19 protein-coding genes are annotated in these 26,064 nt (G+C 74.4%); 12 read left to right on the plus strand and 7 right to left on the minus strand.

Annotated features, from left to right (window positions below):
- Positions 1-40 precede the first annotated feature (40 nt).
- Together OG618_RS10700 and OG618_RS10705 are read left to right on the plus strand one after the other, a co-directional pair.
- A complete protein-coding gene (locus OG618_RS10700) occupies positions 41-1,915 on the plus strand; it encodes a CocE/NonD family hydrolase (protein ID WP_329487112.1) in 1,875 nt (624 codons plus the stop codon).
- Between the two features lie 437 nt (positions 1,916-2,352).
- On the plus strand, positions 2,353-2,856 hold the full coding sequence (locus OG618_RS10705; protein WP_329487113.1) for a hypothetical protein: 504 nt from the start codon (positions 2,353-2,355) through the stop codon (positions 2,854-2,856).
- A gap of 57 nt (positions 2,857-2,913) precedes the next feature.
- On the opposite strand, the gene OG618_RS38015 is transcribed toward OG618_RS10705, so the two are convergent.
- Together OG618_RS38015 and OG618_RS10720 are read right to left on the minus strand one after the other, a co-directional pair.
- Positions 2,914-4,458 carry a putative Ig domain-containing protein gene (locus tag OG618_RS38015; protein WP_442906778.1) on the minus strand — a complete coding sequence of 515 codons (1,545 nt, stop codon included), beginning with the start codon at positions 4,456-4,458 and terminating at the stop codon, positions 2,914-2,916.
- A gap of 490 nt (positions 4,459-4,948) precedes the next feature.
- Entirely contained in the window at positions 4,949-5,914 is a 966-nt protein-coding gene (locus OG618_RS10720; protein ID WP_329487114.1) for a hypothetical protein, read from the minus strand.
- Between the two features lie 168 nt (positions 5,915-6,082).
- Here OG618_RS10720 and OG618_RS10725 point away from each other — a divergent pair, with 168 nt between their 5' ends.
- Complete coding sequence (locus tag OG618_RS10725; protein WP_329487115.1) at positions 6,083-7,201, plus strand: alpha/beta hydrolase; 1,119 nt, start codon at positions 6,083-6,085, stop codon at positions 7,199-7,201.
- A 174-nt stretch (positions 7,202-7,375) separates the two neighbouring features.
- Positions 7,376-9,826, plus strand: coding sequence for a glycosyltransferase family 39 protein (locus OG618_RS10730; protein WP_329487116.1), 2,451 nt, complete (start codon positions 7,376-7,378; stop codon positions 9,824-9,826).
- A 93-nt stretch (positions 9,827-9,919) separates the two neighbouring features.
- On the opposite strand, the gene OG618_RS10735 is transcribed toward OG618_RS10730, so the two are convergent.
- From OG618_RS10735 to moaA, 3 genes are all read right to left on the minus strand, one after another.
- Entirely contained in the window at positions 9,920-11,536 is a 1,617-nt protein-coding gene (locus OG618_RS10735; RefSeq protein ID WP_329487117.1) for an alpha/beta hydrolase, read from the minus strand.
- A 99-nt stretch (positions 11,537-11,635) separates the two neighbouring features.
- Positions 11,636-12,388: an HNH endonuclease family protein gene (locus OG618_RS10740; RefSeq protein ID WP_442906779.1), complete on the minus strand. Its 753-nt coding sequence runs from the start codon at positions 12,386-12,388 to the stop codon at positions 11,636-11,638.
- A 152-nt stretch (positions 12,389-12,540) separates the two neighbouring features.
- Positions 12,541-13,536, minus strand: a complete 996-nt coding sequence (moaA, locus tag OG618_RS10745; protein WP_329487118.1) for a GTP 3',8-cyclase MoaA — start codon at positions 13,534-13,536, stop codon at positions 12,541-12,543.
- A gap of 146 nt (positions 13,537-13,682) precedes the next feature.
- Here moaA and OG618_RS10750 point away from each other — a divergent pair, with 146 nt between their 5' ends.
- The 5 genes from OG618_RS10750 (at position 13,683) to OG618_RS10770 (ending at position 18,789) form a co-directional block, all read left to right on the plus strand.
- Complete coding sequence (locus OG618_RS10750) at positions 13,683-14,312, plus strand: nucleotidyltransferase family protein (RefSeq protein ID WP_329487119.1); 630 nt, start codon at positions 13,683-13,685, stop codon at positions 14,310-14,312.
- A gap of 187 nt (positions 14,313-14,499) precedes the next feature.
- Positions 14,500-15,354 carry a hypothetical protein gene (locus OG618_RS10755; RefSeq protein ID WP_329487120.1) on the plus strand — a complete coding sequence of 285 codons (855 nt, stop codon included), beginning with the start codon at positions 14,500-14,502 and terminating at the stop codon, positions 15,352-15,354.
- A 258-nt stretch (positions 15,355-15,612) separates the two neighbouring features.
- The gene (locus tag OG618_RS10760) at positions 15,613-16,464 is read left to right on the plus strand and encodes a hypothetical protein (protein WP_329487121.1); all 852 of its coding nucleotides are present in this window, start codon (positions 15,613-15,615) and stop codon (positions 16,462-16,464) included.
- A 165-nt stretch (positions 16,465-16,629) separates the two neighbouring features.
- Positions 16,630-17,538, plus strand: coding sequence for a (2Fe-2S)-binding protein (locus OG618_RS10765; protein ID WP_329487122.1), 909 nt, complete (start codon positions 16,630-16,632; stop codon positions 17,536-17,538).
- Positions 17,539-17,739: 201 nt separating this feature from the next.
- Entirely contained in the window at positions 17,740-18,789 is a 1,050-nt protein-coding gene (locus OG618_RS10770) for a DUF2637 domain-containing protein (protein ID WP_329487123.1), read from the plus strand.
- Between the two features lie 182 nt (positions 18,790-18,971).
- Here OG618_RS10770 and OG618_RS10775 read toward each other — a convergent pair whose 3' ends face one another.
- Together OG618_RS10775 and OG618_RS10780 are read right to left on the minus strand one after the other, a co-directional pair.
- Positions 18,972-21,224 carry an ATP-binding SpoIIE family protein phosphatase gene (locus tag OG618_RS10775; RefSeq protein WP_329487124.1) on the minus strand — a complete coding sequence of 751 codons (2,253 nt, stop codon included), beginning with the start codon at positions 21,222-21,224 and terminating at the stop codon, positions 18,972-18,974.
- Positions 21,225-21,654: 430 nt separating this feature from the next.
- A complete protein-coding gene (locus OG618_RS10780; RefSeq protein WP_329487125.1) occupies positions 21,655-22,023 on the minus strand; it encodes an ATP-binding protein in 369 nt (122 codons plus the stop codon).
- A gap of 528 nt (positions 22,024-22,551) precedes the next feature.
- Here OG618_RS10780 and OG618_RS10785 point away from each other — a divergent pair.
- Genes OG618_RS10785 through OG618_RS10795 form a run of 3 tightly spaced genes read left to right on the plus strand, consistent with a single transcriptional unit; the run spans position 22,552 to position 26,053 of the window.
- Positions 22,552-23,262: an urease subunit gamma gene (locus OG618_RS10785; protein WP_329487126.1), complete on the plus strand. Its 711-nt coding sequence runs from the start codon at positions 22,552-22,554 to the stop codon at positions 23,260-23,262.
- A complete protein-coding gene (locus tag OG618_RS10790; RefSeq protein WP_396486802.1) occupies positions 23,259-24,980 on the plus strand; it encodes an urease subunit alpha in 1,722 nt (573 codons plus the stop codon). Before OG618_RS10785 ends, OG618_RS10790 begins: the two co-directional genes overlap by 4 nt.
- A gap of 32 nt (positions 24,981-25,012) precedes the next feature.
- Positions 25,013-26,053, plus strand: a complete 1,041-nt coding sequence (locus OG618_RS10795) for an agmatine deiminase family protein (RefSeq protein WP_329487127.1) — start codon at positions 25,013-25,015, stop codon at positions 26,051-26,053.
- The last annotated feature ends 11 nt before the right edge of the window (positions 26,054-26,064 follow it).

Genomic DNA, 26,064 nt, shown 5'->3' on the forward strand with positions numbered 1-26,064 from the left:
CACCGGGGCCCCGCCGATCCGGGACTCGATGGGAGCGGCCATGCCCTCGTACTCCTACCGCACCGTCCGCGAGGACGTCCGCGTCCCGCTGCCCGACGGCACCGAGCTGTACGCGCGGCTCTGGCGCCCGGTGACCGACGACCCCGTCCCCGTGGTGCTGGAGTACTCCGGCGGGCGCCTCACCGACTGGACGGCCGCCGACGACGCCCGCCGCCACCCCTGGTACGCCGGCCACGGCTACGCCGCCGTCCGGGTCGACGCCCGCGGCTGCGGCAACTCCGGCGGCCGGCCCGACGACGGGGCCGGCGAGCAGGACCTCACCGACGGCGCCGACCTGCTGCGCCGGCTCGCCGCCGAACCCTGGTGCACCGGCCGGATCGGACTGCTCGGCAGTGGAGCGGCCGGCGCCGGCGCCCTGCGGCTGGCCGCCCGCGCCCCGGACGCCGTGCACGCCGTGGTCACCGCCTGCCCCGACGGCGGCCACCGCCTCGGCGGCGCCGCCCTCGCCGCCGACCTGCACACCCGCGCCGGCGCCCGGCTCACCGACGCGGCCCGCCCCCCGGACCCGCAGTACGTCGGCGACGACTGGCGGGCGATGTGGCGGGAGCGGCTCGAAGCCCTGGAGCCGGACCTCCCCGCCCGGCTCGCCGCCGGCTGGGGCGAGCCGCCGGCCACCGCCGCCGTCCCCACCCTCGCCGTCGCCGGCTGGGGCGACCCGTCCTGCGCCGCGGTCCTGCGCCTGCTCGCCGCCGGTACCGCCGCCGTCCCCGTCCGCGCCCTGCTCGGCCCCTGGCCGCACGGCCTGCCGGACGACGCCCTGGCCGAGACGCTGCGCTGGTGGGACCACTGGCTCAAGGGCGCCGACACCGGCGCGCTCCGGACGCCCGCCCTGCGCAGCTGGACCGGCGACCGCTGGACCGCCGCCGACCCCTGGCCCCCGCCCGACGTCCGCACCGTCCGCTACGGCCTCGACGGCCCGCTGCGCACCGCCGGCACCGCCTCCGACGACCGCTACGTCCACGTCCGCTCCCCGCAGCACACCGGCCTCAACGCCGGCGCGTACGTCCCGCTCGGCCGCCCCGCCGACCGGCCGCCGGACCAGCGGGAGGAGGACGGACGCTCGGTCTGCTTCGACTCGCTGCCGCTGCCCGAACCGCTCGAACTGCTCGGCGCCCCGTCCCTGCGGCTGCGCCTGCGCCCTCCGGCCGAGGCCGGACCGGTGATCGCCCGCCTCTGCGCCGTCGCCCCCGACGGCACCTCCACCCTGCTCGCCCGGGGCGCCCGCCTCGCCACCCCGCCCGCGCCGGACATCACCGTCGAGCTCGCCCCCGCCGGGCTCACCGTCCCACCCGGCCACCGGCTCCGGCTCGCCCTCTCCTCCACCTACTGGCCGTGGCTCTGGCCCGACCCCGAGCCCGCCGGCTTCGGACTCGACCCCTCCCACAGCGCCCTGATCCTCCCCGTGCGCCACCTCGCCGCCGACCCCGACACCGCCCCCGTCGTCCTCGCCTCCCCCACCCTCCCGCTGCCACCGCCCGTCCACGTCACCGAACCGCTCACCGCCCGCCCCGAGCGCCTCACCGTCCACGACATCGCCCGCCACGAGTGGCGGACCGAACTCTCCCCCGCCACCGACGGCACCCGCACCCACCCCGACGGCCTGGTCCGCGACGAGCACACCGTCACCGCCTACCGGATCCTCACCGCCGCCCCCACCAGCGCCCAGGCCCGCAGCGACCGCACCGTCCGCCTCGAACGCCCCGCCATCGGCTGGGACATCACCCTCCGGACCCGCACCGAACTCCGCTGCACCCCCACCCACTTCCTCACCCGCACCCAGCTCACCGCCCTCGAAGCAGGCGACATCGTCTTCACCCGCGAGTGGCAGCAGCAGATCCCCCGCACCGCACCGTGACCCACCCCACGGGGCGGACACCCGAGCCACGGTGGGGGTCAGGACTGCCAGACGGGGTCGGTGACGATCGCCTTCAGCACGGGGTCTGCGTGGTACCCGGCGGCAGCAGTGGCACCGGTCGGGCGAGCAGGCCAGGCGGCGCCGGTGCGTGAGGAAGGTGTTGACCAGCACGGTCTGCGCGTAGCCGCTCGGGTTGTCGAGCCGGGCTGTCCTGCGCCATTTCACGAAGACCCGGCCGAGCGCCTCCTGGACGAACCCCGGCACCCGAGGACACCAGAGAAGGGGGCACCTCCAGAAGACCACTCCCACCGCCCCAGAGGCGATTGACCTCAACACGCTTGGAAAGAAGGGAACTTGGGCGGCAATCCGACCCCCGGAACCGGCTTCGGACGGTACCCTGGCTCACCCGCGGTGGGCGCGGGCGGCAGGGGGGACGTATGGGAGTCAGGAATCCGTCGATCGAGGAGCGGTACTCGATCGCGCTGGGGTGCCGGGTGAGCGTCGAGGCCGGGTTCACCGCCACGAGGGTCAACTGGAACATCGGCATCATCTCGGGCGAGGACCGCAAGCGCCCTCAACGGGGCAGCGCGGTGGCGTCGTTCACCTGCGATCGGTGCCGGCGGGCGTTCTGCGCCAGGGTCGAGAGCCGCCCCACGGCGCGCCGGAAGCGGTGGATCTACCTGGTGGTGGGGGCGGCGCTGCTGCTCTCGCTGGCGGTCGTCGTTCCGATGCTGGTCCAGCTGGGCGGCCAGACCGTGGATGAGAACGACCCGGACGCGACGGACGGCTTCGGCCTCCTGTTCCTGTGGGCCTTCCTCGCGTTCGTCTTCGGGCTGAGCTTCTTCCGGATCGGCTGGTCCTACCCCGGCATCAACAAGTTCCGGCTGGTGGGCGCCGACGGCAGGCGCAGCGTCTGGGTGAAGGGGCACCGGCTGTTCTGACCCGCGAACGGCCGCCCGGTCGGGGACCGGGCGGCCGAGGGGACTACGGCGCAGGCGTCAGCTGGTCTGCAGCGCCGTGTCGTCGATCACGAAGCTGGTCTGCAGCGAGGCGTCCTCGGTGCCCGCGAACTTCACGGTGACCGTCTGGCCCGCGTAGGACGAGAGGTCGAAGGTCCGCAGCTGGTAGCCGGCCGCCGCGTCCGCGTTGGAGTAGGTCTTCAGCGCGGTGCCGTTCACCGAGACGGTCAGCTTGTCGTACGCCGTCGAGCCGGTCTCCGCCGTGTCGATGTGCAGGTAGAAGCTCAGCGACGCCTTGCAGCCGGCCGGGACGGCCACCGCCTGCGAGAGGTTGTCCGAGTGGGTGGAGCCGTAGCCGTTCAGCCAGGACTTCCACGAACCGCCGTGCGCGGCCTGCGAGGCGCTGTTGTCCACGACACCGCTGGACGCCGTCCAGGGCGCGGCGCTGCCGGTCTCGAAGCCGGCGTTGCCGAGCAGCTGCGCCGGGGTGCAGGTGCCGCCACCGCCGCCGGAGACCGTCCAGGTGAAGGCGGCGGTGCCGGTCTTGTTGGCGGCGTCCTTCGCGGTCACGGTCACGTTGTAGGTGCCCGCGGCCGTGGCGGTGCCGGTGATCTTGCCGCTGGAGCTGATCGACAGGCCGGTCGGCAGGCCGGTGGCCGTGAAGGTCAGCGGGGCGGTCCCGCCGGAGGCCGAGATCTGCAGGTTGACCGAGCCGTTCAGCGCGGTGCTCTGGCTGCCCGGGTTGGTGACCGAGACGCTGGTGCCGGCCGGCTTGGTGAGCAGGCAGCCGCTGACGTTGAGGTCGATGACCCGGCCGGTGCCGAGGCAGGTGGTGAACCAGTACGTCTCCTGGCCGTAGCTCTGGCCCTTGGTGGCCTTGGTGGTGCCGTCGGCCGCCACCTCGCACGGGTTGTTGAGGGTGCACATCTGGCCGTCGTCGTTGCCGGTGTTGTTGATGCCGACGACCTTCTTCGTGGCGGCGTCGACGATCGGCGAACCGGACGTGCCGTGCGTGGTGTTGCAGCCCGCGCTGTAGCGCAGCGAGTCGTGCCAGGTCCACTCGTCCTCGCGCAGGGTGTCGACGAACCCGTTGACCGAGCAGTTCCACACCTGCTTCCAGTACGACGAGGGTATGTACATCGCCGAGCCGTCGGCCGGGTGCGTGTCACTGATCGTCAGCGCCGTGGCGCTGAACTTCGAGGTGATGGACGCGAAGGTGTCGGTCAGCTGGTACAGGGCGACGTCGGTGCCGGTCATGGTCGCGTAGAGGACCTTGTCCGCCTGGACGGTGCCGAGCGAGTTGCCCGAGGAGCCGAGCAGCGTGCCGCTGCGGCTGGCACTCTGGTTCTGGACGACCTGTCCGGCCGACGGCATCGTCGGCAGGCAGTGGCCGTTGGTGAGCATCAGGGCCCGGTCGGTGTCCACCGACGAGGGGTAACGGACCAGCGATGCCGAGCAGTTGCTCAGCGCGATGGTGGACGTCAGATCGCCGGCCTGGACCGCCTGGGCGGGGGTGGCGGCGAGGGTCAGCCCACCCGCGACGACGGCGCTTGCGCCGACGAGGGCGGCAAGTCTCTTGAACATGCTTCTCCTTGTGGGGGATTGCGGGGCGTACGACCGGTCGCGGACGCCCGCGCCGCACGAAAGTGCCATGACCACCTCAACGGGTCAACCATGCCGACAGAACTCGCGCCACCGATTCCGCGCCGCTGCCACGGCCTTCGCCGCCCTACGCCCCATCACCCGAGGTCGCAGCACGCGCCCCGCCCCAAACCTGCCACCCGGGAGGCAGGTTCGAGATGTGCACCACATGTCCGCGGCGCCGCCCGCGAGCCTGCCCGGCGGTGCGACGGCAGGACCGGTGCCACCGGGTGGACCGTCAGGTGTCGCAGAGTCCGAGGCCCACCCGGGACCTGCCCGCCCCCGCCGGCACCACCTGCACCCTGGATCTGCCCGTCCTCGTCGGCACACCGCTCGCCGCCCTGGCGCACGTCGCCCGCGACACGGGACGGCACCCCGCACAGGACAACGCCGCCGGCCGGATCGGCCGACGGCGCCGCGGGTACTTCTTGCGTTACGGCTGCGGGAAGGTGTCCTCGTCCACGTCGCTGGTCTTGGCGTTGCCGCCGACCGCCGGCTGGAGGGTGATGGACCACGAGGTGTAGGTGCGACCGGTCTCGAAGGCCATGCTGTCGTCGAACTTGCTGAAGTCGCAGCTCTGGGTGAACGCCTTCAGCGTCGGGTCCCAGTCGACGCCGCCGGCGAAGAAGACGTCGTAGGTGCCGTCCTCGACACCCTCGATGGACGCCTTCTTCCCCTTGCCGACGTAGACCGAGTGGATCGACTTGCCGTTCTGGGCGAGCGAGACCACCGCGTCGGAGCTGCCGCCGTTGTCGACGTTGAGGACGCCCTCGCCCTTGAGGCGGCCCGAGCGGACCATGGTGCCGCTCTCCAGCGACCGGGTCTGGAGCTGCGGGGTCTGCGGGACGTTGAAGGTGGTGGGATACCCGGCGGCGGCCATCTGGGCGAGGGCGGGGGGCACCGCCTTGAGGCCCTCGGAGAGGCCGACCTGGGCGAAGGCCGAGGTGGTGGCGCAGAGGTTCTTCGCCTTGATGTCGCTGCGGACCTTGGTCAGGTCGGTGGAGAGCTGGCCGAGCGCCGTCACCAGCTGGCGCCGCGCCGTGCTGACGGCCGCCGGCTCGCCCGCGAGGCCCAGGCCGCTGCCGGCCGAGGACGCGGCGGTGGCCGCCTCCTGGAGCGTGGTGGCGAAGGCGTCCAGACCGGCGGAGGCGTTGAGCTTGCCGAGCGCGGCGCTGACCGGGTCGATGTAGCTCACCAGGACCGGCCCGTACGGCGGCTTGGTCGGCGTCGGGGTCGGGGTGGGTGTCGGGCTGGGGCTCGCACTGGCGCTCGCCGACGCCGGGGCGCTCTTGCCCGGGCCCAGGCCGAAGGAGTCCGCCCCTCCGGACCCTCCACTGGAGCACGCCGCCAGCAGCAGCGTTGTGCCGGCCGCCAGGCCGACCTTGACGAAGGACTTCATGCCCGCTCCCCCGGTGATCTCTCATGCACGCTCCGTGCATTCCCCGCGGACATGATCCCGAGCCTTTGTCACGCGGTCAACAGGGCGCACAAGAGGCGTGTTGAGGCGCAGGCAGGGCGCATAGAGGGGCGCACGGGACGCCACCGCCCGTCAACTACGATCGGTCACGTGCTCAGGCTTACGGGACTCCCCCTCCAGATCATCGCCTCCCTCCTCGCGATCGGCGTCTTCGCCGCCACGATGTGGCTCTGGCCGAGATTCGGCGGGCGCGGCTGGCAGGCCTGGCTCGGGCGGATCGGCGCCTTCCTCGCCACCCAGATCTCGGTGCTGGTCGCGATGGGGCTGATCGCCAACGGCTACTTCGGCTTCTACAGCTCCTGGACCGACCTCCTGGGCACCAACGGCGGGCCGGGCACGGTGGTCGACCACCAGCCGAACGCCTCCGTCGCCATCACCGGCGAGCAGAAGTTCTACGCCCAGCAGGGCTCCAACCCGGAGCGGGTCGGCCTGATCCACAAGGTCTCCGTCAAAGGAGCGGGCAGCGGCCTGAGCACCGACGGGTTCGTCTACCTGCCGCCGCAGTACTTCCAGCCCGACTTCGCGCAGCAGAAGTTCCCGATGGCCCTGGTCCTGGCCGGCTACCCCGGCACCCCCGAGAAGCTGATCTCGCTGATGCAGTACCCGGCCTCCGCGCTGGAGGCGATCGACCAGAAGAAGCTCCCGCCGACCATCCTGGTGATGATGCGGCCGACCCTCGTCAACAACCGGGACACCGAGTGCGTGGACGTCCCGAACGGCCCGCAGGTGGAGACCTTCTTCACCAGCGACCTGCCCAAGGCGCTCGGCACCACCTACCGGATCGGCACCGACCCGGCCAACCGGGCCGTGATCGGCAACTCCACCGGCGGCTACTGCGCGCTGAAGTTCGCGCTGCGCAAGCCGGACGCCTACCGGGCCGCCGTCTCCCTCTCCGGCTACTACACCGCGCCGATCGACGAGACCACCGGTGACCTCTTCGGCGGCGACAGCCGGCTGAAGCAGGAGAACGACCTGCTGTGGCGGCTGCAGAACCAGCCGGCCGCGCCGGTCTCGCTGCTGCTGGCCACCGCCCACGACGAGAACAACTACGCCGCCACCCAGGACATGGTGAAGGCGTTCAAGGCGCCGACCAAGCTCTCCACGATCACCCTGGACACCGGCGGCCACAACTTCCACACCTGGACGCGGGAGATCCCGCCGGCGATGGAGTGGCTGGGCAAGCACCTGACGATGCCCCAGGCCGCGTAGCACCCGCCGCGCACACCCCGCCGCGCACTCCCCACCGCACGGCCACCGCGCACCGACCCGCCGCGGCCGCCGGGGCCGTGCGCACGTGGCCGTCCGCACCGCCCCGGCAGGATTAGAGACGGCTCACAGCCCGGTCTCACGGTCCTCTCAGCCGGGCGGCCGAGCGTAGCGTCCATGACCACGACCAGCTTCTCCCCTCCGGCCGGCGAACCGTGGCCGGAGGCCGCGAACTATCCGCCGCCGGAGGTGCCGCAGCCGGCCCCCGGGCTCCCCGGCCCCGCCCCCGTCCCCGGAGCGGCTCCCGCCCCCGCGCCGGCCGAGGCGCTCTTCCCGCCGTGCCCGCCACCCGCCGCCGGTCCCAAGGGCCCGTCGTCCTGGGCCGGCCGGCTGCGCACCCTGGCGGCCCGGTCCTGGCGCGGCCGCGCCGACGACCCGCGCTGGGTGCGCCCCGCGCTGCTGGCGCTGCTGGCCGCCACCGCCGTCCTCTACCTCTGGGGCCTGAGCGCCTCCGGCTGGGCCAACTCCTTCTACTCGGCGGCCGCCCAGGCGGGCAGCCAGAGCTGGAAGGCCTTCTTCTACGGCTCCTCGGACGCCGGGAACTTCATCACCGTCGACAAGCCGCCGCTCGCGCTCTGGCCGATGGCGCTCTCCGCCCGCCTCTTCGGCCTCTCCTCCTGGTCGGTGCTGGCCCCGCAGGCGCTGATGGCGGTCGCCACGGTGGCCACCCTGTACGCGACGGTGCGCCGCCGGTTCTCGCCGCTCGGCGGCCTGCTGGCCGGGGGTGCGCTGGCGCTGACCCCGGTGGCGGCGCTGATGTTCCGGTTCAACAACCCGGACGCGCTGCTGGTGCTGCTGCTCACGCTGGCCGCGTACGGCCTGCTGCGGGCCACCGAGGCGGCCGGCACCCGGTGGCTGGTGTTCACCGGGGTGATGTTCGGACTGGCCTTCCTCACCAAGACGCTCCAGGCCTTCCTCGTGCTGCCCGCGTTCGCGCTGGTCTACCTGGTGGTCGCGCCGACCGGGCTCTGGCGGCGGGTGCGGCAACTGCTGGCCGCCGGCCTGGCCATGGTGGTGGCGGGCGGCTGGTGGGTGGCGGTGGTCGAGCTGGTACCGGCCTCGGCCCGCCCGTACATCGGCGGCTCGCAGGACAACAGCTTCCTCTCGCTCACCTTCGGCTACAACGGCTTCGGCCGGCTCAACGGCGACGAGACCGGCAGTGTCGGCGGCGGTGGCGCCCGGCTGATGGGCGGGGCCGAGGCACCGCCCGGCGGCGGCCGCGCGATGGGCGGCGGCGGCTGGGGCGAGACCGGCATCACCCGGCTGTTCGACGGCGACATCGGCGGGCAGATCGCCTGGCTGATGCCGGCCGCGCTGATCCTGCTGCTGCTCGGGCTCTGGGCGACCCGCCGCTACGCCCGCACCGACACCGCCCGGGCGGCCTTCCTGGTCTGGGGCGGCTGGCTGGTCTGCACCGCGCTGACCTTCAGCTTCATGTCCGGCATCTTCCACCAGTACTACACGGTGGCGCTGGCCCCGGCGGTCGCGGCGCTGGTCGGCATGGGCGTCGACGGCCTCTGGCGGGTCCGGCACCGGCTGCCCTACGCCGCGGTGCTGGGCGCCACGCTGGCGGTCACGGCGGTCTGGGCGTACGTCCTGCTCGGGCGCAGCGCGGACTTCCTGCCGTGGCTGCGCTGGGCGGTCCTGGTCGGCGGGCTCGCCGCCGGGGCGGCGCTGCTGCTGGCCGGGCGGCTGGCGGCACGGCTCGCCACGACGGTCGGGCTGGTGGGTCTGGCGGCGGCGCTGGGCGGTCCGGCGGCGTACGCGGTGGACACCGTGAACACGCCGCACACCGGCTCGATCGTGACGGCCGGTCCGGCGGTCGCGGGCGGGCGGGGGATGGGCCCGGGCGGGATGCGCGGGATGCCGCCCGGCGGCGACGGCCGGTTCTTCCTCAACGGGCAGCAGGGCTCGCCCGGTCAGGGCGGCGCGCCCGGGCAGCTGCCCGGCGGCGCCGCGAACGGCGCGGGCGGCACGGGCGGCGACGGGACGGGCGGCGACGGGACGGGCGGCGGCCGCAACGGACGCGGCGCAGCCGGCGGCTTCGGCGGCACGGGTGGCTTCGGCGGCGGCGGAATGGCCGGCGGCGCCCCCGGCGGCATCGGCGGGCTGCTGAACGGCGCCAGCGTGAGCGACGAGGCCGCCGCCCTGCTCCGGCAGGACGCCGACCGCTACACCTGGGCCGCCGCGACCGGCGGCTCGCAGACCGCCGCCAGCTACCAACTCGCCTCGGGCGAACCGGTGATGGCCCTCGGCGGCTTCAACGGCACCGACCCGTCGCTCGGCCTGGACGCCTTCCGGCAGTACGTCCGGGAGGGCAAGGTGCACTGGTTCATCAGCGGCGGCTCCCGCCGGACGGCCGGCCCCGGCACGGGCACGGGCACCGGGACCGGCACCAGCACCGATCCCGCCGCGACCGCCGCGACCGCCGGTCCGACCGCCGGTGCCGACGGCGGCGCCCAGGAGTCGCAGACCGCCCAGATCGAGACCTGGGTGGCGAGCCACTTCACCGCGAAGACGGTGGGCGGCACCACCTTCTACGACCTGACGCAGACGCCCGCCCCCTGAGCCGCACCTCCTGAGCCGGGAGCCGCGGGAGAACGACGGAGGGGACGCACCGCCCGGCGGCGGTGCGTCCCCTCCGTCGTCGTCCGGCGCGGATCAGTCGGTCGGGCAGCGCGTTCCGGCGGCCGGCGCGGTGCCGTCCGTCAGGAAGGCGTCGACCGCGGCCCGGACGCACTTGCTCCGCCCGTAGCCGATGTGGCCCTCGCCCTCGCGGGTGAGCAGGACGGCGTTGCCGAGCTGGGCGGCGAGCTTCTCGGCCGAGGCGTAGGGCGTCGCCGCGTCGCCGGTCGAGCCGACCACCACGATCGGGGCATCGCTCTTCGAGACGATCGGGTGCGGCTGCTCGGCGGAACGGAACGGCCAGGCACGGCAGTCGGGGTCGAACAGCGCCAGGCTCGGCTCGTGCCGGGTGATCAGCGGGGCCTTCGCCGCCAGGTCGGCGTACGCGGCCTGGAGGGCCTCGCCGGTCGGGACGGCGGTCGCGCCGTCGGCGCAGTGGATGGCGGTGTAGGCGTCGGCGGAGACTCCGTAGTGGCCCTTCTCGTCACGGCCGTAGGCGCCGTCCGCGCGGGCGAGCAGGTTGTCGCCCTTGCTCCGGACCATGGCCCACCCGAGGTCGTTGCGCAGCGCGTCCCAGGTCTTCTCGTCGCCGTAGAGGCTGTCGAGCACGCCGGCCCAGGCGGCGTTGGCGGTGAGGGCGCGCCCGCTCGTGGTGGTGAGCGGCTTCGCCTTGAGCCCGTCGAGGAACTCCGCGAGCTTGTCGGCCGCCTTGGCCGGGTCCTTGCCGAGCGGGCACTGGTCCTGCTTCGCGCAGTACGCGGCGAAGAGCCGCAGCGAGCGCTCGAACCCCGCGTACTGCACGATGTTGTGCTGGGCCAGCGGCACGGACGGGTCGACCGCACCGTCCAGCACCAGCCGCCCGACCCGGTCGGGGAACTCCTCGGCGTAGAGGCTGCCGAGGTAGGTGCCGTACGACATGCCGAAGTAGTTGAGCTTCTGGTCGCCCAGCGCGGCCCGCAGGACGTCCATGTCGCGGGCGGTGTCGCGGGTGCCGATGAACGGCAGCAGCTTGGCGAACTTGGCCTGGCAGGCGTCGGCGAGCACCTTGCCGTGGTCGTCGCCCGGGGTGTCGGTGGCGAGCCACTCGTCGCGGGCCTTGTCGTCCAGGCAGTTCAGCGGCGTGGTCAGACCGACGCCGCGCGGGTCGAAGCCGACCACGTCGAAGCGGTCGTGCATCGGGCCGTCGAACTGCGCGGGGGCGGCCTTGACCATGCCGACGCCGGAGCCGCCGGGCCCGCCGGGGTTGACCAGCAGGGAGCCGAGCCGCTGGTCCTGCCTGGCGACGGGGACCCGGACGACGGCCACGGCCAGCGGGTCGCCGGCCGGATGGGCGTAGTCCAGCGGGACGTTGAGCGAGCCGCACTGCAGCACCGACTCGTCGACCTTGGCGGTCTTCGGGTCGTCGGCGCAGGGCGCCCAGGCGATCTGCTGGCCGTAGAAGGGCTTGAGTGCCGGGTCGGCCGCGCCGGTGGGCCTGGGCGTCGGCGTGGGCGGGGTGGTCGGCGACGCGCTGGGCGTGGCCGGGGCGGCGGCCGGTGACGGCGTGCCGGAGGCCGCGTCGGTGGCGGTGGATCCGCCCGAGCCGGCGCAGCCGGCCAGGAGGGCGGCGGCGACGGCCGCGGGCAGGGCGCGCCGGGAGAACCGGGTGATCATCGAATGCACCGCACACGAATATCACCTGACCGTCACACCGGTCATATCGTGATCGGCCGGCGGACGGCGAAGGGGGGCAAAGCGTGACGGAACGTTTCCTCAACCGCCGCACTGCTGGAGCATGGCCCTCTTGTCCGCCTCGGTGACGGGCAGTCGGTACTTCAGCGAGACCTGGGCGAAGCGCACCGCGTACGAGCAGCGGACGGCGGTGTTGGCCGGGAGCCAGGCGGCGGGACCGGAGTCGCCCTTGGAGGCGTTCTGCGAGCCGTCGGCCGGGACGAGGTTGAGCGGATCGTTGGCGATCTGCACGCGCTTGGCCTTGTCCCACGTCGACGCGCCCATCTGCCAGTCGTAGGACAGCGGCATCACATGGTCGATCTGGATCTTCGAGGCCTGCTGTTTGCTCCACCGGACGGTCTTCCCGGTGTACGGGTCGTCGATGGTCATGGCGGTGACGGTGCAGGCCGAACCGTCCTTGTGCTCGACCGAGCGGCCGTCCCGGGCCAGCAGGTCGTTGCGGGTGTCGCAGTTGTTGTGGCCGCCCGGGACGCCGTCGACGTTGTCCGTCCAGGCCGGGCCGAACTCGTCGCGGTCGTAGCCGTCCTTGGGTCCGGCGGCGGCGGTGGTGACATTGGCGATGATGTCGCGGCCGGCCTTCCGTTCCTCGGGCGTGGTCAGCGGCGCCAGGCCGGGCCTGGTGCCGTCGGGATTCTGCAGCGGGCTGGTGCCCGCGCCGGCGGGCCCGGCCGCCTCGGTGGCCGGCTTCCCGGCACCCCCGGTGCAACCGGCCAGCGCCGGCGTGGATATCAGGAAGGCGACGGCGGCGAGCAGGGCGGTGCGGCGGGCGGGCACGGGGACTCCCGGACTGGGGGGGTGGCTGACGGCGCCCCAGCAGACCAGTCGCCCCACGGGCCGTCAAGGCGGCGCGGCACGGAGCGTTCGAGCATGTCGAAGCTCACACCCCGGCGCCCGCCCGACCCCGCCCCGCCACCGCCCGCCCGGGCTCAGCCCCCGATCGCGGACATCGGCCGGTCCGGCTGGACGAAATCGGCCGAATTGATCGCGTGGCCGGGGCCCTTGCGCCCGATGGTGGCCCGCCAGGCGGCCTCGATCCGGTCGTCGTCCGCGCCGCCGCGCAGCAGTGCCCGCAGGTCGGACTCCTCGGTGGCGAACAGGCAGTTGCGCAACTGGCCGTCGGCGGTGAGGCGGACGCGGTCGCAGCCGCCGCAGAACGGGCGGGTGACGGACGCGATCACGCCGACCACGGTGTCGGTGCCGGCGATCCGCCACTCCTCGGCCGGCGCGTTCCCGTGCCGGCCGACCGGGACGAGGTCCCACCGGGTGCCGAGGACGGCGAGGATCTCGTCGGCGGTGACCATCGTCGCCCGGTCCCAGGCGCCCTGCGCGTCCAGCGGCATGGACTCGATGAACCGCATCCGGTAGCCGTGCTCGGCGGCGAACTCCACCAGGTCGAGGATCTCGTCGTCGTTGACCCCGCGCACCGGCACCGCGTTGACCTTCACCGGCGCGAGCCCGGCGGCCTGCGCGGCGGCCAGGCCGGCGAGGACGTCGGCGAGCCGGTCCCGGCGGGTGATCGCCGCGTACCGCTCGGGGCGCAGGGTGTCCAGGCTGACGTTCACCCGGTGCAGGCCGGCCCGGTGCAGCGCGTCGGCGGTGCGGGCCAGGCCGATGCCGTTGGTGGTCAGCGAGACCTCGGGGCCGAGGGCGGTGATCCGCCGGACCAGGTCGGGCAGGCCGCGGCGCAGCAGCGGCTCGCCCCCGGTCAGCCGGACGGAGCCGATGCCCAGCCGCCCGGCGGCGATCCGCACCAGCCGGACCACCTCGTCGTCGCTCAGCACCTCGGCCTTCGGCAGCCAGTTCAGGCCGTCGGCCGGCATGCAGTAGGTGCAGCGCAGGTTGCAGCGGTCGGTGAGGGAGACCCGCAGGTCGGTGTGGACCCTGCCGAAGCGGTCCGACAGCGGGCGCGGTGCGGTGTTCATCGGCCCAGTACAGGGGCAGCCGGGCCGGGATACCAGCGGCCGAACCACCGGGGAGCTGCCCCGACCTGCGGGTTCTCCTTGTGCGTTCGTACAACTGTGGCTTCCTACGGCTGCGCCGGGGCACCCCGGACGGGCAGGCTGGGTCCATGCGCGACAGCACGGGGACCAGTGGCCGGACGGGTGGTGATCGGCCGGTCGCCGCCCTGGTGCTGGCCGCCGGGGGCGGGCGGCGGCTCGGTGGCCGGCCGAAGGCGCTGATCCGGTACCGGGGCCGGCCGCTGGTCGAGCACGCGGCGGGGGTGGTCCGGGCCGGCGGCTGCGCCTCGGTGACGGTGGTGCTGGGCGCGGCCGGGGACCGGGTCCGCTCCACCGCCCATCTGCCGGGCTGCCGGCTGGTGGCCAATCCGGACTGGGCCGGCGGGATGGGCTCCTCGCTGCGGGCCGGGCTGGCCGCCCTGGCGCCGGAGGCCTCGGCCGTCCTGGTGATGCTGGTGGACACCCCCGGTGTCACCCCGGCGGCGGTGGCCCGGCTGCTCGGCGCCCACCGGGCCGGCGCCGAGCTGGCGGCGGCGGCCTACGCGGGGCGGCGCGGGCACCCCGTCCTGATCGGCGCCCGGCACTTCGCCGAGGCTGCGGCGGGCGCCACCGGCGACTCCGGCGCGCGGGCTCTGCTGGCGGCGCACGCCGACGGGATCACGCTCGTCGAGTGCGCCGACATCGCCGTCCCCGACGACCTGGACACCCCCGCCGACCTCGCCCGTTGGACGACGGGGTGATCCTCTCCCGGTCCGGACCGGCGGCCGGTCCCCCCACGGGGTGGGGCGGGCTCCTCCTCCCCGACGAGGGATCGACCGCACACCCCTGATCTGTCCCTGAGGATTGCCCCATTCCGCGCCGCGGCCCCCGCGTTTCGGGGAGCATGGGACACGTCCTTCCCCTCGATTCGAACGGACGGTGCCCGCGATGTCCGGACTGCCCGACGACTTCACCGGACGCGACCCCGCACAGCACGGGCCGGTGGCGGGTGGTGGCGCCCGGGCGATCCGCTGCCCCGCCTGTCGGCGCGAGCACCTGTACGAGCCGCCGTCGCTGCCCTGCCCGTGCGGCGCCTCGCTCAAGGTGCCGCTGCTGCGCGGCGGCGTGCCGGTCCAGGTGCGGTTCCGGTCCTGGGAGGACTCCTGGCTGAACATGCGCTGCCCGCACTGCGGCCGCTCCGACCAGTGGCCGCAGCCCGAGTTCACCTGCAACTGCGGCGCGACCGTGCGGCTGCCGGTGGACCGCACCACCCGCCTCGGCGGCAGCGCGACCACCGGCCAGCTCGGCACCGCCGGCCCGCAGAACTCCCGCCCGCACCCCGCCCACCCGCTCAACGCGCCCGTCCCGGCCCCGCCCGGCGGCTCCGGTGCCTCGGCCACCCCCTGGCGGCGGCGCGCGCCGTTCCGCCCGCACCCGGTGCGCACTTCGCAGGACGCCGTGTTCACCGCCGCCCGCTACCTGGAGTGGCTGGGCTTCGACGACCTGGAGCTGACGGAGGCCCAGGAGCGCGACGGCGTCACCCTGCTCGGCAGCCGGATGGTCGCCCAGGTGGACACCTGGACCGAGCCGGCCGACGTGAAGTCGGTGGAGTGCCTCTGGCTGCAGACCCTGCACGCCGAGGAGATGGCCGCCGCGATGTTCACCCTGGCCGGCTACTCGCACCAGGCCACCGTGCGCGGCGAGCAGTTGCTGGTCGCCCTGTTCAGCCTCGACCTCGCCGGAGTGCCCCAGCCCGCCAACGGCGCCGCCGAGGCGCTGATGGAGACCGGCTGGACGTCCTGACCCCGCTCCGACCGGCCCGGCCCGCCTGACACCGTCCGCCCGCGGCCCGGGCCGTCGGCCTGCCCGGCCCACCGGTCCCGGCCGTCCCGGTGGCCCCGCCCGCCCCCGGGAGCGATCGGCGCGGAACCGGTTCGCCCGCAACAACCTGCGCTCGTGATCTGGTGCACAAGCTCACCCCCGTGTTGAATTGCCGCCACAACGCGGGCCTTGGGGGCAGAGGCCGGCGTCCTGCTGGATGGCGCACACAAGGAGGTGGCGTTGTCGGAGCACGGATGGGGCCCGAGTGGCCAGGGCGGGCGCGACGGTCGGGGGCGGCCGGCGCCCCGCGAACCGGGGGACACCGTATGGCGGCTGCGGTCCCGGGCGTGCTGGCAGGAGGCCGCGGAGCTGTTACGCCCGGCCGCCGAACGCGACCCCGAGGCCGCCCTCGGCCGGGCCGAACTCCTCATCGAGCAATGCCTGTTCACCGCGGCCAACTGGACCCAGGCGGAACAGGCGCTGCGCCTCGCCGAGGCGTTGGTGACCAGCACCGAGCAGCGCGCGGGCGCCTCCTGCGCCCGCGGGTTCCTCGCCTACGTCTCCAGCGTGCTCGGCGCACGCGACCGGCTGGACGAAGCGCAGGCGGCGCTCGGACGCACCTCGGCGCTGCTGCCGCCGGACGCCCCCGGGCGTCCGCTGCTGGACTTCCGCCGGGGGCTGGTCGCGGAGAACCTGCTGCGCGACCCGACGGCGGCCTGGATCGCCTACCGCCGCGCGCACGAGGGGGCCGACGAGCGCGGGGACGAGCTGCTGCGCTCCTACACCTGGCGGCACCTGGCCGCACTGGCCCAGGCCGCCGGGGACCACGACCGGGCCCGGGAGGGGTTCGACGCCTCGCTGCGGCTGCGCGAGCAGCTCGGCTTCACGGTCGGGGTGGCACCCGCGCTGGCGGCGCTTGCCGAGGTCTCCGAACCGGACGAGGCGGTCCGGCTGCGGGCCGAGGCGACCAGGCTGGTCCAGGCGCTCGGGGGCGTACCGGTCTGGCTCGCACGCCAGCTGAGCGCGGTGCGTACGCCGGGCGCTCCCCCGGACGGACGCGTCGAACGGGAACCCCGGGGAACAATCAGCTAAGGTGAGCCTAACCTGGCCGGGGTGAGCAGTACTCCGGCCAGGTTCGCCTTGCCGTTCCCGGGCTCCGCCAGGCCCCGGCCGGCCGTGCCCGGCCGCCGCCGAACCCGACCGGGCACGGGTCGGACGGTCCGGCACGGGTCCGGTCGACCCGATAGGGCCCGCACCATGACCGCGAGCAGCACCCGACCCGGCCCCGCGCCGTACGCCCCCCGCACCACCCCCGCGCACGCTGTCACCCGCACGCCGGCGCCATGCACCACCAGCTACCGCAGACTCGGCCGGCTCTTCCCCGCACTGCGGGTGCACAGCGCCCCACCCCGCACCGGCGACGGCTGGATCAGCGGCACCGACCTCCTCACCGACCCGGACGCACTGGCCGAACTGATCGCCCACGACGCCCGGGAGGGGCTCGCCCGGTACGGCCGCCCGCCGCGCCCCGACGTCGCGGCCGGCTTCGGCCTGCACCGCTTCAGCTGGCCGACGGCGCTGCTGTTCACCCTGCCCTGGTTCCTGGAGCGCCGGGTGCCGCTGCTCACCCCCGAGGACGTCTCGATCCGCCGCGCCACCGGCGAACTCACCGCCCGCCCGGGGGCGTTCGTCTGCCTGCCGGACGACCCGGCGGCCGGGCTGCCCGGCGCCCGGACGGTGGCCGACGAGGCGGCACTGGCCGCCGAACTGCGCACCGCGCTGGCCGGTTTCCTGGCCCCGGTGCTGACCGCCTTCCGCCCGGCGGTGCGGCGCAGCCCGCGGATGCTCTGGGCGATGGCGACCGACGCGGTGGTGGAGGGCCTCTGGTACGTCGGCGGGCTGCTCGGCGAGGAGGAACGGGCCCGGGCGGAGCTCTCGGACCTGCTGGCACCGGACCGGGCGGACGACGGGCCGGCGGCAGCCCCGGCGCTCCCGGTGGCCAGGGCGTGCACGCCCGGCGCGTGCGCGCCGTCCTTCACCCCCGGCGCGGGCTTCGCGACCGAAGGTGCTTCGGGCACCGACCGTGCCCGGGCCAGTTGCTGCCTGGTCTACACCGTGCGGCCGGAGGAGATGTGCGGCGGCTGCCCCCGCGTCACGCGAAGTTGACGGCATCGGCCTTCGGAAGGCCCCCGGAATCCCCGGAATTCCGGGGAATAGCGCCCCTTAATTAATACGACAATGGGACTTCTCCCACGTCAGAAATCCCTCTCCTCAGCGCATTGACGGAGAATCGGCCGTTCTCGGGCCGAGCATCCGCCATGATGGTCCCCGCCATCACGACGCAGGAAAGCGAGGCTGGTCCAGGCGATGAAATTGTCCGACATACCGCTCGGTTGGGCCGTCACCGGCGTTGCGGTGCTGCTGGTCACCGCCCTGCTGCTGGCCCTGGTCCGGAATCGGGGATCCGCCGGCCCGGGCGGCTCGGATTCCTGGGAGCGTTCCGAGGAACGCCGCCGCCGCAAGGAATCCCTGTACGGCGCGGCCTCGTACACGCTGCTGTTCTGCTGCGCCGGCGTCGCGGCCGCGCTGTCGTTCCACGGCCTGGTCGGCTTCGGGATGCAGAACCTCAACCTCTCCGGCGGCTGGGAATACCTCGTCCCGTTCGGCCTGGACGGGGCGGCGATGTTCTGCTCGGTGCTCGCCGTCCGCGAGGCCAGCCACGGTGACGCCGCACTCGGCTCGCGCCTGCTGGTCTGGCTGTTCGCCGGTGCCTCCGCCTGGTTCAACTGGGTGCACGCCCCGCGCGGCTTCGGCCACGCCGGTGCCCCGCAGTTCTTCGCGGGGATGTCGCTCTCGGCCGCCGTGCTGTTCGACCGGGCGCTCAAGCAGACCCGCCGGGCCGCGCTGCGCGAGCAGGGCCTCGTCCCGCGCCCGCTGCCGCAGATCCGGATCGTCCGCTGGATGCGCGCCCCGCGCGAGACCTACGCGGCCTGGTCGCTGATGCTGCTGGAGGGCGTGCGCAGCCTGGACGAGGCGGTGGACGAGGTCCGCGAGGACAAGCGGGAGAAGATCATGGAGAAGGAGCGCCGCAGGCTGGCCGGGCGCCGCGAACGGGCCGAGATCCGGGCCATCAACCGCTCCAACAGTGCCTGGCGCGGCCGCGGCGCCGCCCGGCAGCTGGAGGCCGGCCAGGAGTCCGCCATAGCCGGCGGGCCCATGGCGGAGCGCCCCGCCGTGGAGCCGCCCGCCGTGGAGCCGCCCGCGCCGGCCGCCGAGGGCCCGGTGGTGCAGACCGGGCTGCCGGCCCGCCCGGAGCGGCGCACCATCGATCTCACGATGGAGGAGGACACCGTCGCGCTGCCCCGGCTCGACTCGCTGGAGCGCAAGCTGAAGGACCTGGAGCAGCAGTTCGGCTGAGGCCGCCCGCCGGCCGGCGCACCACCGGCCGGCCCCGGGCCGCTCGGACGCCGCTCGGGCGCCGCTCGGACGCCGCAGGGCCGACGGGCGGGCGCCGGACAGCTGCGCCCGGCGCACGACCCGCGCCCGGCTCAGGGGCGCCGGGCGGCCCCGGTCCGGCCGGCGCCGGTGAGCCGGGCCGGTCAGGCCGCCGGCGTCGTCGCGGTGAGCTCGAACCACATCCGCTTGCCCGAGCCGCGCGGCTCCACGCCCCAGCCGTCCGCCAGCGCCTCGACCAGCATCAGCCCGCGCCCGGAGGAGGCCTGCTCCCCCGGTGTCCGGCGGGTCGGCCAGAGGTCGGACTCGTCCTCCACCTCGACCCGCAGCCGGGCCCGGCCGCCGTCCGCCGCCGCCTCGCGGTAGAGCCGGGCGGTGAACATGGCGTCCCGGTCGGTGTGCCGGATCGCGTTGGTGACCAGCTCCGAGGCGAGCAGCTCGGCGGTGTCCACCAGCTCGGCCACGCCCCAGCGGCGCAGCGCGTCCCGCAGCTCGGCCCGCACCTCGGAGATCCGTTCGAGGTCGGCCTGCCCGATCCGGCGGCGCAGCTGCTGGGCGGCGAGGCCGCCCTCCGGGCCGTCCCAGCGCAGCAGCAGGAGCGCTATGTCGTCCTCGCGCTCGCTGGAGTCGGCGACCTGGGAGGAGATCCGGTCGGCCAGTTCCTCCAGCGGGTCGGCGTGGCCCTCCCGGCGCTCGGCCAGCGGGCCGGCGACCACCTCGGCCAGCCGGGCGATCCCGTCGTCGAGGTCCATGCCGCGCGCCTCGACCAGGCCGTCGGTGCAGAGCAGCACCGTCTCACCCGGGTCCAGGCTGAACCGGGTGACCCGGTACTCCTCGTCCGGGGCGATGCCCAGCGGCAGCCCGCCGGCCACCTGGACCACGGTGGCGGTGCCGTCGGCCCGGCGGACCAGCGGGTCGAGGTGGCCGGCCCGGACGGCGTAGACCACGCCGTAGTCGACGTTGACCTCGGCGTAGGTACAGGTGGCGAAGTGGTCGGTGTCCAGGTCGGCGAGGAAGCGGGAGGCGCGGGCCATCACCGCCGCCGGCGGGTGGCCCTCGGCCGCGTACGCGCGCAGCGCGATCCGCAGCTGACCCATGATCCCGGCGGCGTGCACGTCGTGCCCCTGGACGTCGCCGATCACCAGCCCGACGTGCCCGCCGGGCAGCGGGACGACGTCGTACCAGTCGCCGCCGATCTGCAGGCCGGAGCCGGCCGCCAGGTAGCGGACGGCGGTGGTCACGCCGGGCACCGACGGGACGGTGCGCGGCAGCATCACCCGCTGCAGGCCGGCCGCCAGCTCGTGCTCGGCGTCGTGCAGCCGGGCCCGGGCCAGCGACTGGGCGACCAGGCCGCCGAGGGTGGAGAGCAGGGTGCGCTCGTCGGTGTCCAGCTGGCGGTCGTCGTCGAAGCTGACCAGGCAGACGCCGATCGGCCGGCCGCTGGCGACCAGCGGCAGGAAGGCCCAGGAGCTGCGGCCGGTCCGGCTGGTCGGCGTCCACACCTTCGCGTAGCGCTCCAGGAACTCCTCGCGGCTGGCGATGAAGACCGGCGCCCGGTTGCGCAGCGCCTCGGCCGCCGGGTGGTCGGCGGGCAGCACCGAGCGGTCCCAGAAGGTGAGCTCCTCGGGCCGGTAGCCGGAGGCGCCCAGGATCTGTACCCGGCCGGACTCGAAGGAGGCCAGCACCAGGCCGTCCGGCGGCAGCCCGGGCAGCGGGAGCTCCGTGAAGACCCGGGCGACGTCACGGACGGTGACGGCTTCGGAGAGCGCGCGGGCGGCCTCCTTGATGAACCGCGAGCGCTCCTCCCGCAGCAGGGCCATCCGGTCGGCACGGTCGCGCTTGCGCAGCTCGACGGTGGCGTCCCAGATGAAGCCCACCATCCGCGAGGCCCGGCCGAAGGCGTCCGCGAGGACCCGGCCTCGGAACCGCACGGCGCGCATCGTCCCGCTCGGCCCGACGGTGCGGTAGTAGGCGCCGCACTGGCCCAGCTCGGCGACCGCGCGCTCGACCCGGCGGCGCACCACCGGCGCGTCCTCGGGGTGCAGCAGCGCCAGGAAGGAGGACGAGGTGCGGTCGAAGCGGTCCCGCTCGGCCGCGTCCAGGCCCATGATCGCGCAGGCCCGCTGGTCGCCCTCCAGGACGTCGCGGCGGATGTCCCAGTCGAAGGAGCCGATGCCGTTGGCGGCCATCGCGGGCTCCAGCCAGTCCGGCGTGGAGTCCCCGGAGGCGACGGGCAGGCCACCCGAGAGCATCGGCGCCAGCCGGCCCCCGGCGAGTCCGGGCGTCGTCCGCAGTGCGTGCCTGCGCACCGCCTGGGCGGGTGGTCTCGCCCGCCCCGACCCGGCCGTGGACTGACCGGGAGGAAGCGCCGGCCCCGGCGACTCGGGCTCAGTGGGCATGCTGCTCCTGCCGCTGCCGTGGCGAGCCGCGCCGGGTGTCCGGCCTGGCCGCGGGGCAGTGTGAGTGGGTGGTGCTCGATCGGACCGTGCGGCCGGGCGGCGACCAGTCGAGGTGAGGTCTCCCCGCTGTTTGCCGCACGTGGACACACATTCCCACCATCCTCGCCAATGTTCGGCCGAGCGGCAATGGCACCGGACCGGGAATCTTCGGCTCGCCCTTCGCCCGGAGGTGCCGTTCGGCGGCGAACGACCTGGTCCTCCCGGCTCGGACGCCGGGTCGGCCGGGGTCCGGGAACTGCGCCGAACGGGTGGCGCCGGGGCCACCGGAGCGGCGCGGCGGCGACGCGCGCGGAGGCGGGCGGGCGTCACGCGGCGGGAACGCGGGCGGCGACCAGCCCGAACAGCCCGGGCGGCGACCAGCTCGAACAGCTCAGGCGGTGACCAGCTCGAACCAGGTGACCTTGCCGTCCCCGCGCAGCTGGACCCCCCAGGAGTCGGCCAGCGCCTCGACCAGCAGCAGCCCGCGCCCCGAGGTGGCGTACTCGGCGTCCGCGCCCCGGCGCCGGCCGGGCAGCCGGGTGACGCTGTCCTGGACCTCGATCCGCAACCGCAGGTCGGCGGTGAGCACCGCGTCGAAGACCGCGCCCTGGCCGGTGTGCAGCAACGCATTGGTGACCAGCTCGGAGGAGAGCAGCTCCGCCGTGTCGGCCAGCTCGGGCACCCCCCAGTGGCCGAGCGCGGAGCGCAGCCGCCGGCGGACCGCGCCGACGGCGACCAGGTCGGCCGCGTCGAGCGTCACGTGCAGCCGGCGGTTCAGCGCACACCCCGGGGCCGGAATGCTCGGCAGTGCCTGGCCCGCCGTGCCCGTGGCCGCCGACGCACCCGGCGCACCCCCCTGGGGCCTGGCTCGGAAGGCGTCCCCCGAGCCCGTCCGCTGCCGCGGGAATCGCGACTGACCGTCCATCACCACTTGCCCCCGCCCTCAATCCGGGCACCCGCTGCCGGATCCCCCGCCGGTCGGGTCGCCGCCTCGTTCTGACCACCATCCTCATGCCCAGCTTTCGCCGTTTGGAACAGTGTGCGTCCGATCACCTGGGGTGAAAGGGGCACGGCGCGGCACTCGTGATCCAACTGCCCGCGCCGGACAGGTTTGCGATGCGTACGAGTCGTTTTCGGGCAACGCTGGACAGAGCGGCCGGGTCCGGGTTCAATGACCCGAGATGTTTGAACGCCGTTCTAACTTCACCCCCGGCACCCCCGACACCCCCAGCACCCCCGACACCCCCAGCACCCATCGGCACCCCCCGGCGACCGCGAGCGAGGAACCGTGCGACTGACCCCCACCGAGCGGGACCGGCTGCTGATCTTCACAGCAGCCGAGCTGGCCCGCGCCCGGCGCGCCCGAGGCGTACGCCTCAACGTCCCCGAAGCGCACGCCCTGATCGCCGACACCGTCTGCGAGGCCGCGCGCGACGGCCGGCGGCTCGCCGAGGCCATCGAGGCCGGGCGCAGCGTGCTCACCGCCGACGACGTGCTCCCCGGCGTCCCGGACGTGGTCACCGTGGTCCAGGTCGAGGCGGTGTTCGACGACGGCACCCGGCTGGCCGTGGTGAACGACCCGTTCAAGGGCGCCGGCTCGCTCGGCGACGACGCGCCCGGCGGCGCGCTGCTCGGCGCGGGCACGGGCTACGACCCCGTCGAGGAGACGGTGGTGCTGCCCGTCCACAACACCTCCGGGGTGCCGATCTCGGTCACCTCGCACTTCCACTTCTTCGAGGCCAACCCGCGCCTGGCCTTCGACCGCGCCGCCGCCTACGGGACCCACCTCGCGGTACCGGCCGGCTCCTCGGTCCGCTTCGACCCGGGCGCCACCGTCGAGGTCGGCCTGGTGCCGATCGGCGGCGAGCGGGTCGCGATCGGCTTCGCCGGGCTGGTGGACGGCCCGCTGGACGCGCCCGGCGCCAAGGAGGCCGCCCTGGCCAAGGCCCGCGCGACCGGCTACCTGACCAACTTCGACGACGCCGAGGTGGAATCGTGACCGCCATCACCCCGCACGACTACATCGCGGTGCACGGTCCGCGCGCCGGGGACCGGATCCGGCTCGGCGACTCCGGTCTGATCGTCCGGGTCGAGTCCGACTCGCAGGCGCCCGGCGAGGAGTTCCTGGCCGGCTTCGGCAAGACCGCCCGGGACGGCCTGCACCTCAAGGCCGCCGCCGTCCGCGACACCTGCGACGTGGTGATCAGCAACGTGCTGGTGATCGACGCGATCCAGGGCATCCGGAAGACCTCGATCGGTCTGATCGACGGCCGGATCGCCGCCATCGGCCGCGCCGGCAACCCGGACACCCTGGCCGGCGTGGAGGTCGTCGTCGGCACCGGGACGACCATCGTCTCCGGCGAGGGCATGATCGCCACCGCCGGCGCCATCGACACCCACGTCCACCTGCTCTCGCCGCGGATCATGGAGGCCTCGCTCGCCTCCGGCGTCACCACGATCATCGGCCAGGAGTTCGGCCCGGTCTGGGGCGTGGGCGTGAACTCGCCCTGGGCGCTGCGGCACGCCTTCAACGCCTTCGACGCCTGGCCGGTCAACATCGGCTTCCTCGGCCGCGGCTCCTCCTCCGACCCGGCCCCGCTGGTCGAGGCCCTCGCCGAGGGCGGCGCCTCCGGCTTCAAGGTGCACGAGGACATGGGCGCCCACACCCGCGCCCTGGACACCGCCCTGCGGGTCGCCGAGGAGTACGACGTCCAGGTCGCCCTGCACACCGACGGCCTCAACGAGTGCCTCTCCGTGGAGGACACCCTCAAGGTCCTGGAAGGCCGCACCATCCACGCCTTCCACATCGAGGGCTGCGGCGGCGGGCACGTCCCCAACGTCCTCAAGATGGCGGGCGTCGAGAACGTCATCGGCTCCTCCACCAACCCCACCCTGCCGTTCGGCCGCGACGCCCTCGGCGAGCACTTCGGCATGATCGTCTCCGCCCACGACCTCAAGGTCGACCTCCCCGGCGACGCCGCGATGGCCCGCGACCGCATCCGGGCCGGCACCATGGGCGCCGAGGACGTCCTGCACGACCTCGGCGTCATCGGCATCACCTCCTCCGACGCCCAGGGCATGGGCCGCGCCGGCGAGACCGTGCGCCGCACCTTCGCCATGGCCGGCAAGATGAAGGCCGAGCTCGGCGCCCTCGACGGCACCGGCTCCTACGGGACGACCGAGGGCGGCGACGACAACGAGCGCGTCCTGCGCTACATCGCCAAGCTCACCATCAACCCGGCGATCGCCCACGGCCTGGCCCACGAGGTCGGCTCGATCGAGGTCGGCAAGCTCGCCGACATCGTGCTGTGGCGCCCCGACCACTTCGGCGCCAAGCCGCAGCTCGTCCTGAAGGCCGGCTTCCCCGCCTACGGCGTCGTGGGCGACCCCAACGCCTCCACGGACCGCTGCGAACCCCTCGTACTGGGCCCCCAGTTCGGCGCCCACGGCGCCACCGCCGCCGACCTCTCGGTCGCCTTCGTCGCCCAGGCCGCCGCCGACGGCGCCTACCTGGACCGGGCCGCCGACGGCATGCCCACCCGGCGCCGCCGGGTCGGCGTCCGCAACACCCGCGGCATCGGCCCGCGCGACATGGTCCGCAACGCCCGGATCGGCGACGTGCAGGTCACCGAGACCGGCCTGGTCTCGCTGGACGGCGACCCGCTGCGCTCCGAGCCCGCCGACAGCGTCTCGCTCAGCCGCCTGTACTTCCTCTGACCCACCCTCACCTCCCCTCCAAGGACGCGAAGATGACCCCCACCCCCGCCTCGCTCGGCTACCGGATGCCCGCCGAGTGGCACCCGCACGAGCGGACCTGGATGGCGTTCCCCACCACCAACCCGACCTTCGACAGCCCGGAGCACCTGCACGCCGGGCGCGAGGCCTGGGCCGCGGTGGCCAACACCATCGTCCGGTACGAGCCGGTGACGCTGGTGGTCAACACCGGCGAGACCGAGGAGGCGCGCAAGTACGTCGCCCCCGAGGTCGAGATCGTCGAGCGCCCGCTGGACGACGCCTGGATGCGCGACATCGGCCCGTCCTTCCTGATCGACGGCAAGGGCTCGCTGGCCGCCGCCGACTGGATCTTCAACGGCTGGGGGGCGCAGTCCTGGGCCCGCTGGGACAACGACCAGCACATCGCCGAGCACATCAGCGAACTGACGGGTGTTCAGCGCTTCGCCTCCCGCCTGATCAACGAGGGCGGCGGCATCCACGTCGACGGCGAGGGCACCGTGCTCGTCACCGACACCGTGCAGCTCGGCGAGGGCCGCAACTCCGACTGGACCCGCGAGGAGGTCGAGGCCGAGCTGCACGCCCACCTCGGCACCACCAAGGCGATCTGGCTGCCGCGCGGACTCACCCGCGACTACGACGAGTTCGGCACCCGCGGCCACATCGACATCGTCGCCTCCTTCGTCCGCCCCGGCGTCGTGGTCGCCCACGTCCAGCCCGACCCGGCCCACCCCGACCACGAGGTGTGCCAGGAGCTGGTGGCGATCCTGCGCGCGTCCACCGACGCCCGGGGCCGCGCCCTGGAGGTCATCGAACTCCCCGCCCCCACCGTCCTGTCGGACGAGGACGGCGAGCCGGTCGACTACTCCTACATCAACCACTACGTGGCCAACGGCGCCGTGGTGCTCTGCGCCTTCGACGACCCCCGCGACCAGGAGGCCGCCGCCATCCTCGGCCAGGCCTACCCCGGCCGCACCGTCGAACTGGTCGACGCCCGCGAGATCTTCGCCAACGGCGGCGGCATCCACTGCATCACCCAGCAGCAGCCGAAGGTGTGACACCCCGGCAG

The sequence above is a fragment of the Kitasatospora sp. NBC_01246 genome (assembly GCF_036226505.1).
GTDB lineage: Bacteria > Actinomycetota > Actinomycetes > Streptomycetales > Streptomycetaceae > Kitasatospora.

Excerpts from the sequence above, each read along its gene's own strand:
- OG618_RS10700 (WP_329487112.1), top strand. The coding sequence starts at position 41 with ATGCCCTCGTACTCCTACCGCACCGTCCGCGAGGACGTCCGCGTCCCG.
- OG618_RS10765 (WP_329487122.1), top strand. The coding sequence starts at position 16,630 with ATGACCGCGAGCAGCACCCGACCCGGCCCCGCGCCGTACGCCCCCCGC.
- moaA (WP_329487118.1), bottom strand. The coding sequence starts at position 13,536 with ATGAACACCGCACCGCGCCCGCTGTCGGACCGCTTCGGCAGGGTCCAC.
- OG618_RS10750 (WP_329487119.1), top strand. The coding sequence starts at position 13,683 with ATGCGCGACAGCACGGGGACCAGTGGCCGGACGGGTGGTGATCGGCCG.
- OG618_RS10720 (WP_329487114.1), bottom strand. The coding sequence starts at position 5,914 with ATGAAGTCCTTCGTCAAGGTCGGCCTGGCGGCCGGCACAACGCTGCTG.
- OG618_RS10795 (WP_329487127.1), top strand. The coding sequence starts at position 25,013 with ATGACCCCCACCCCCGCCTCGCTCGGCTACCGGATGCCCGCCGAGTGG.
- OG618_RS10705 (WP_329487113.1), top strand. The coding sequence starts at position 2,353 with ATGGGAGTCAGGAATCCGTCGATCGAGGAGCGGTACTCGATCGCGCTG.
- OG618_RS10755 (WP_329487120.1), top strand. The coding sequence starts at position 14,500 with ATGTCCGGACTGCCCGACGACTTCACCGGACGCGACCCCGCACAGCAC.
- OG618_RS10735 (WP_329487117.1), bottom strand. The coding sequence starts at position 11,536 with ATGATCACCCGGTTCTCCCGGCGCGCCCTGCCCGCGGCCGTCGCCGCC.
- OG618_RS10730 (WP_329487116.1), top strand. The coding sequence starts at position 7,376 with ATGACCACGACCAGCTTCTCCCCTCCGGCCGGCGAACCGTGGCCGGAG.
- OG618_RS10775 (WP_329487124.1), bottom strand. The coding sequence starts at position 21,224 with ATGCCCACTGAGCCCGAGTCGCCGGGGCCGGCGCTTCCTCCCGGTCAG.
- OG618_RS38015 (WP_442906778.1), bottom strand. The coding sequence starts at position 4,458 with ATGTTCAAGAGACTTGCCGCCCTCGTCGGCGCAAGCGCCGTCGTCGCG.
- OG618_RS10770 (WP_329487123.1), top strand. The coding sequence starts at position 17,740 with ATGAAATTGTCCGACATACCGCTCGGTTGGGCCGTCACCGGCGTTGCG.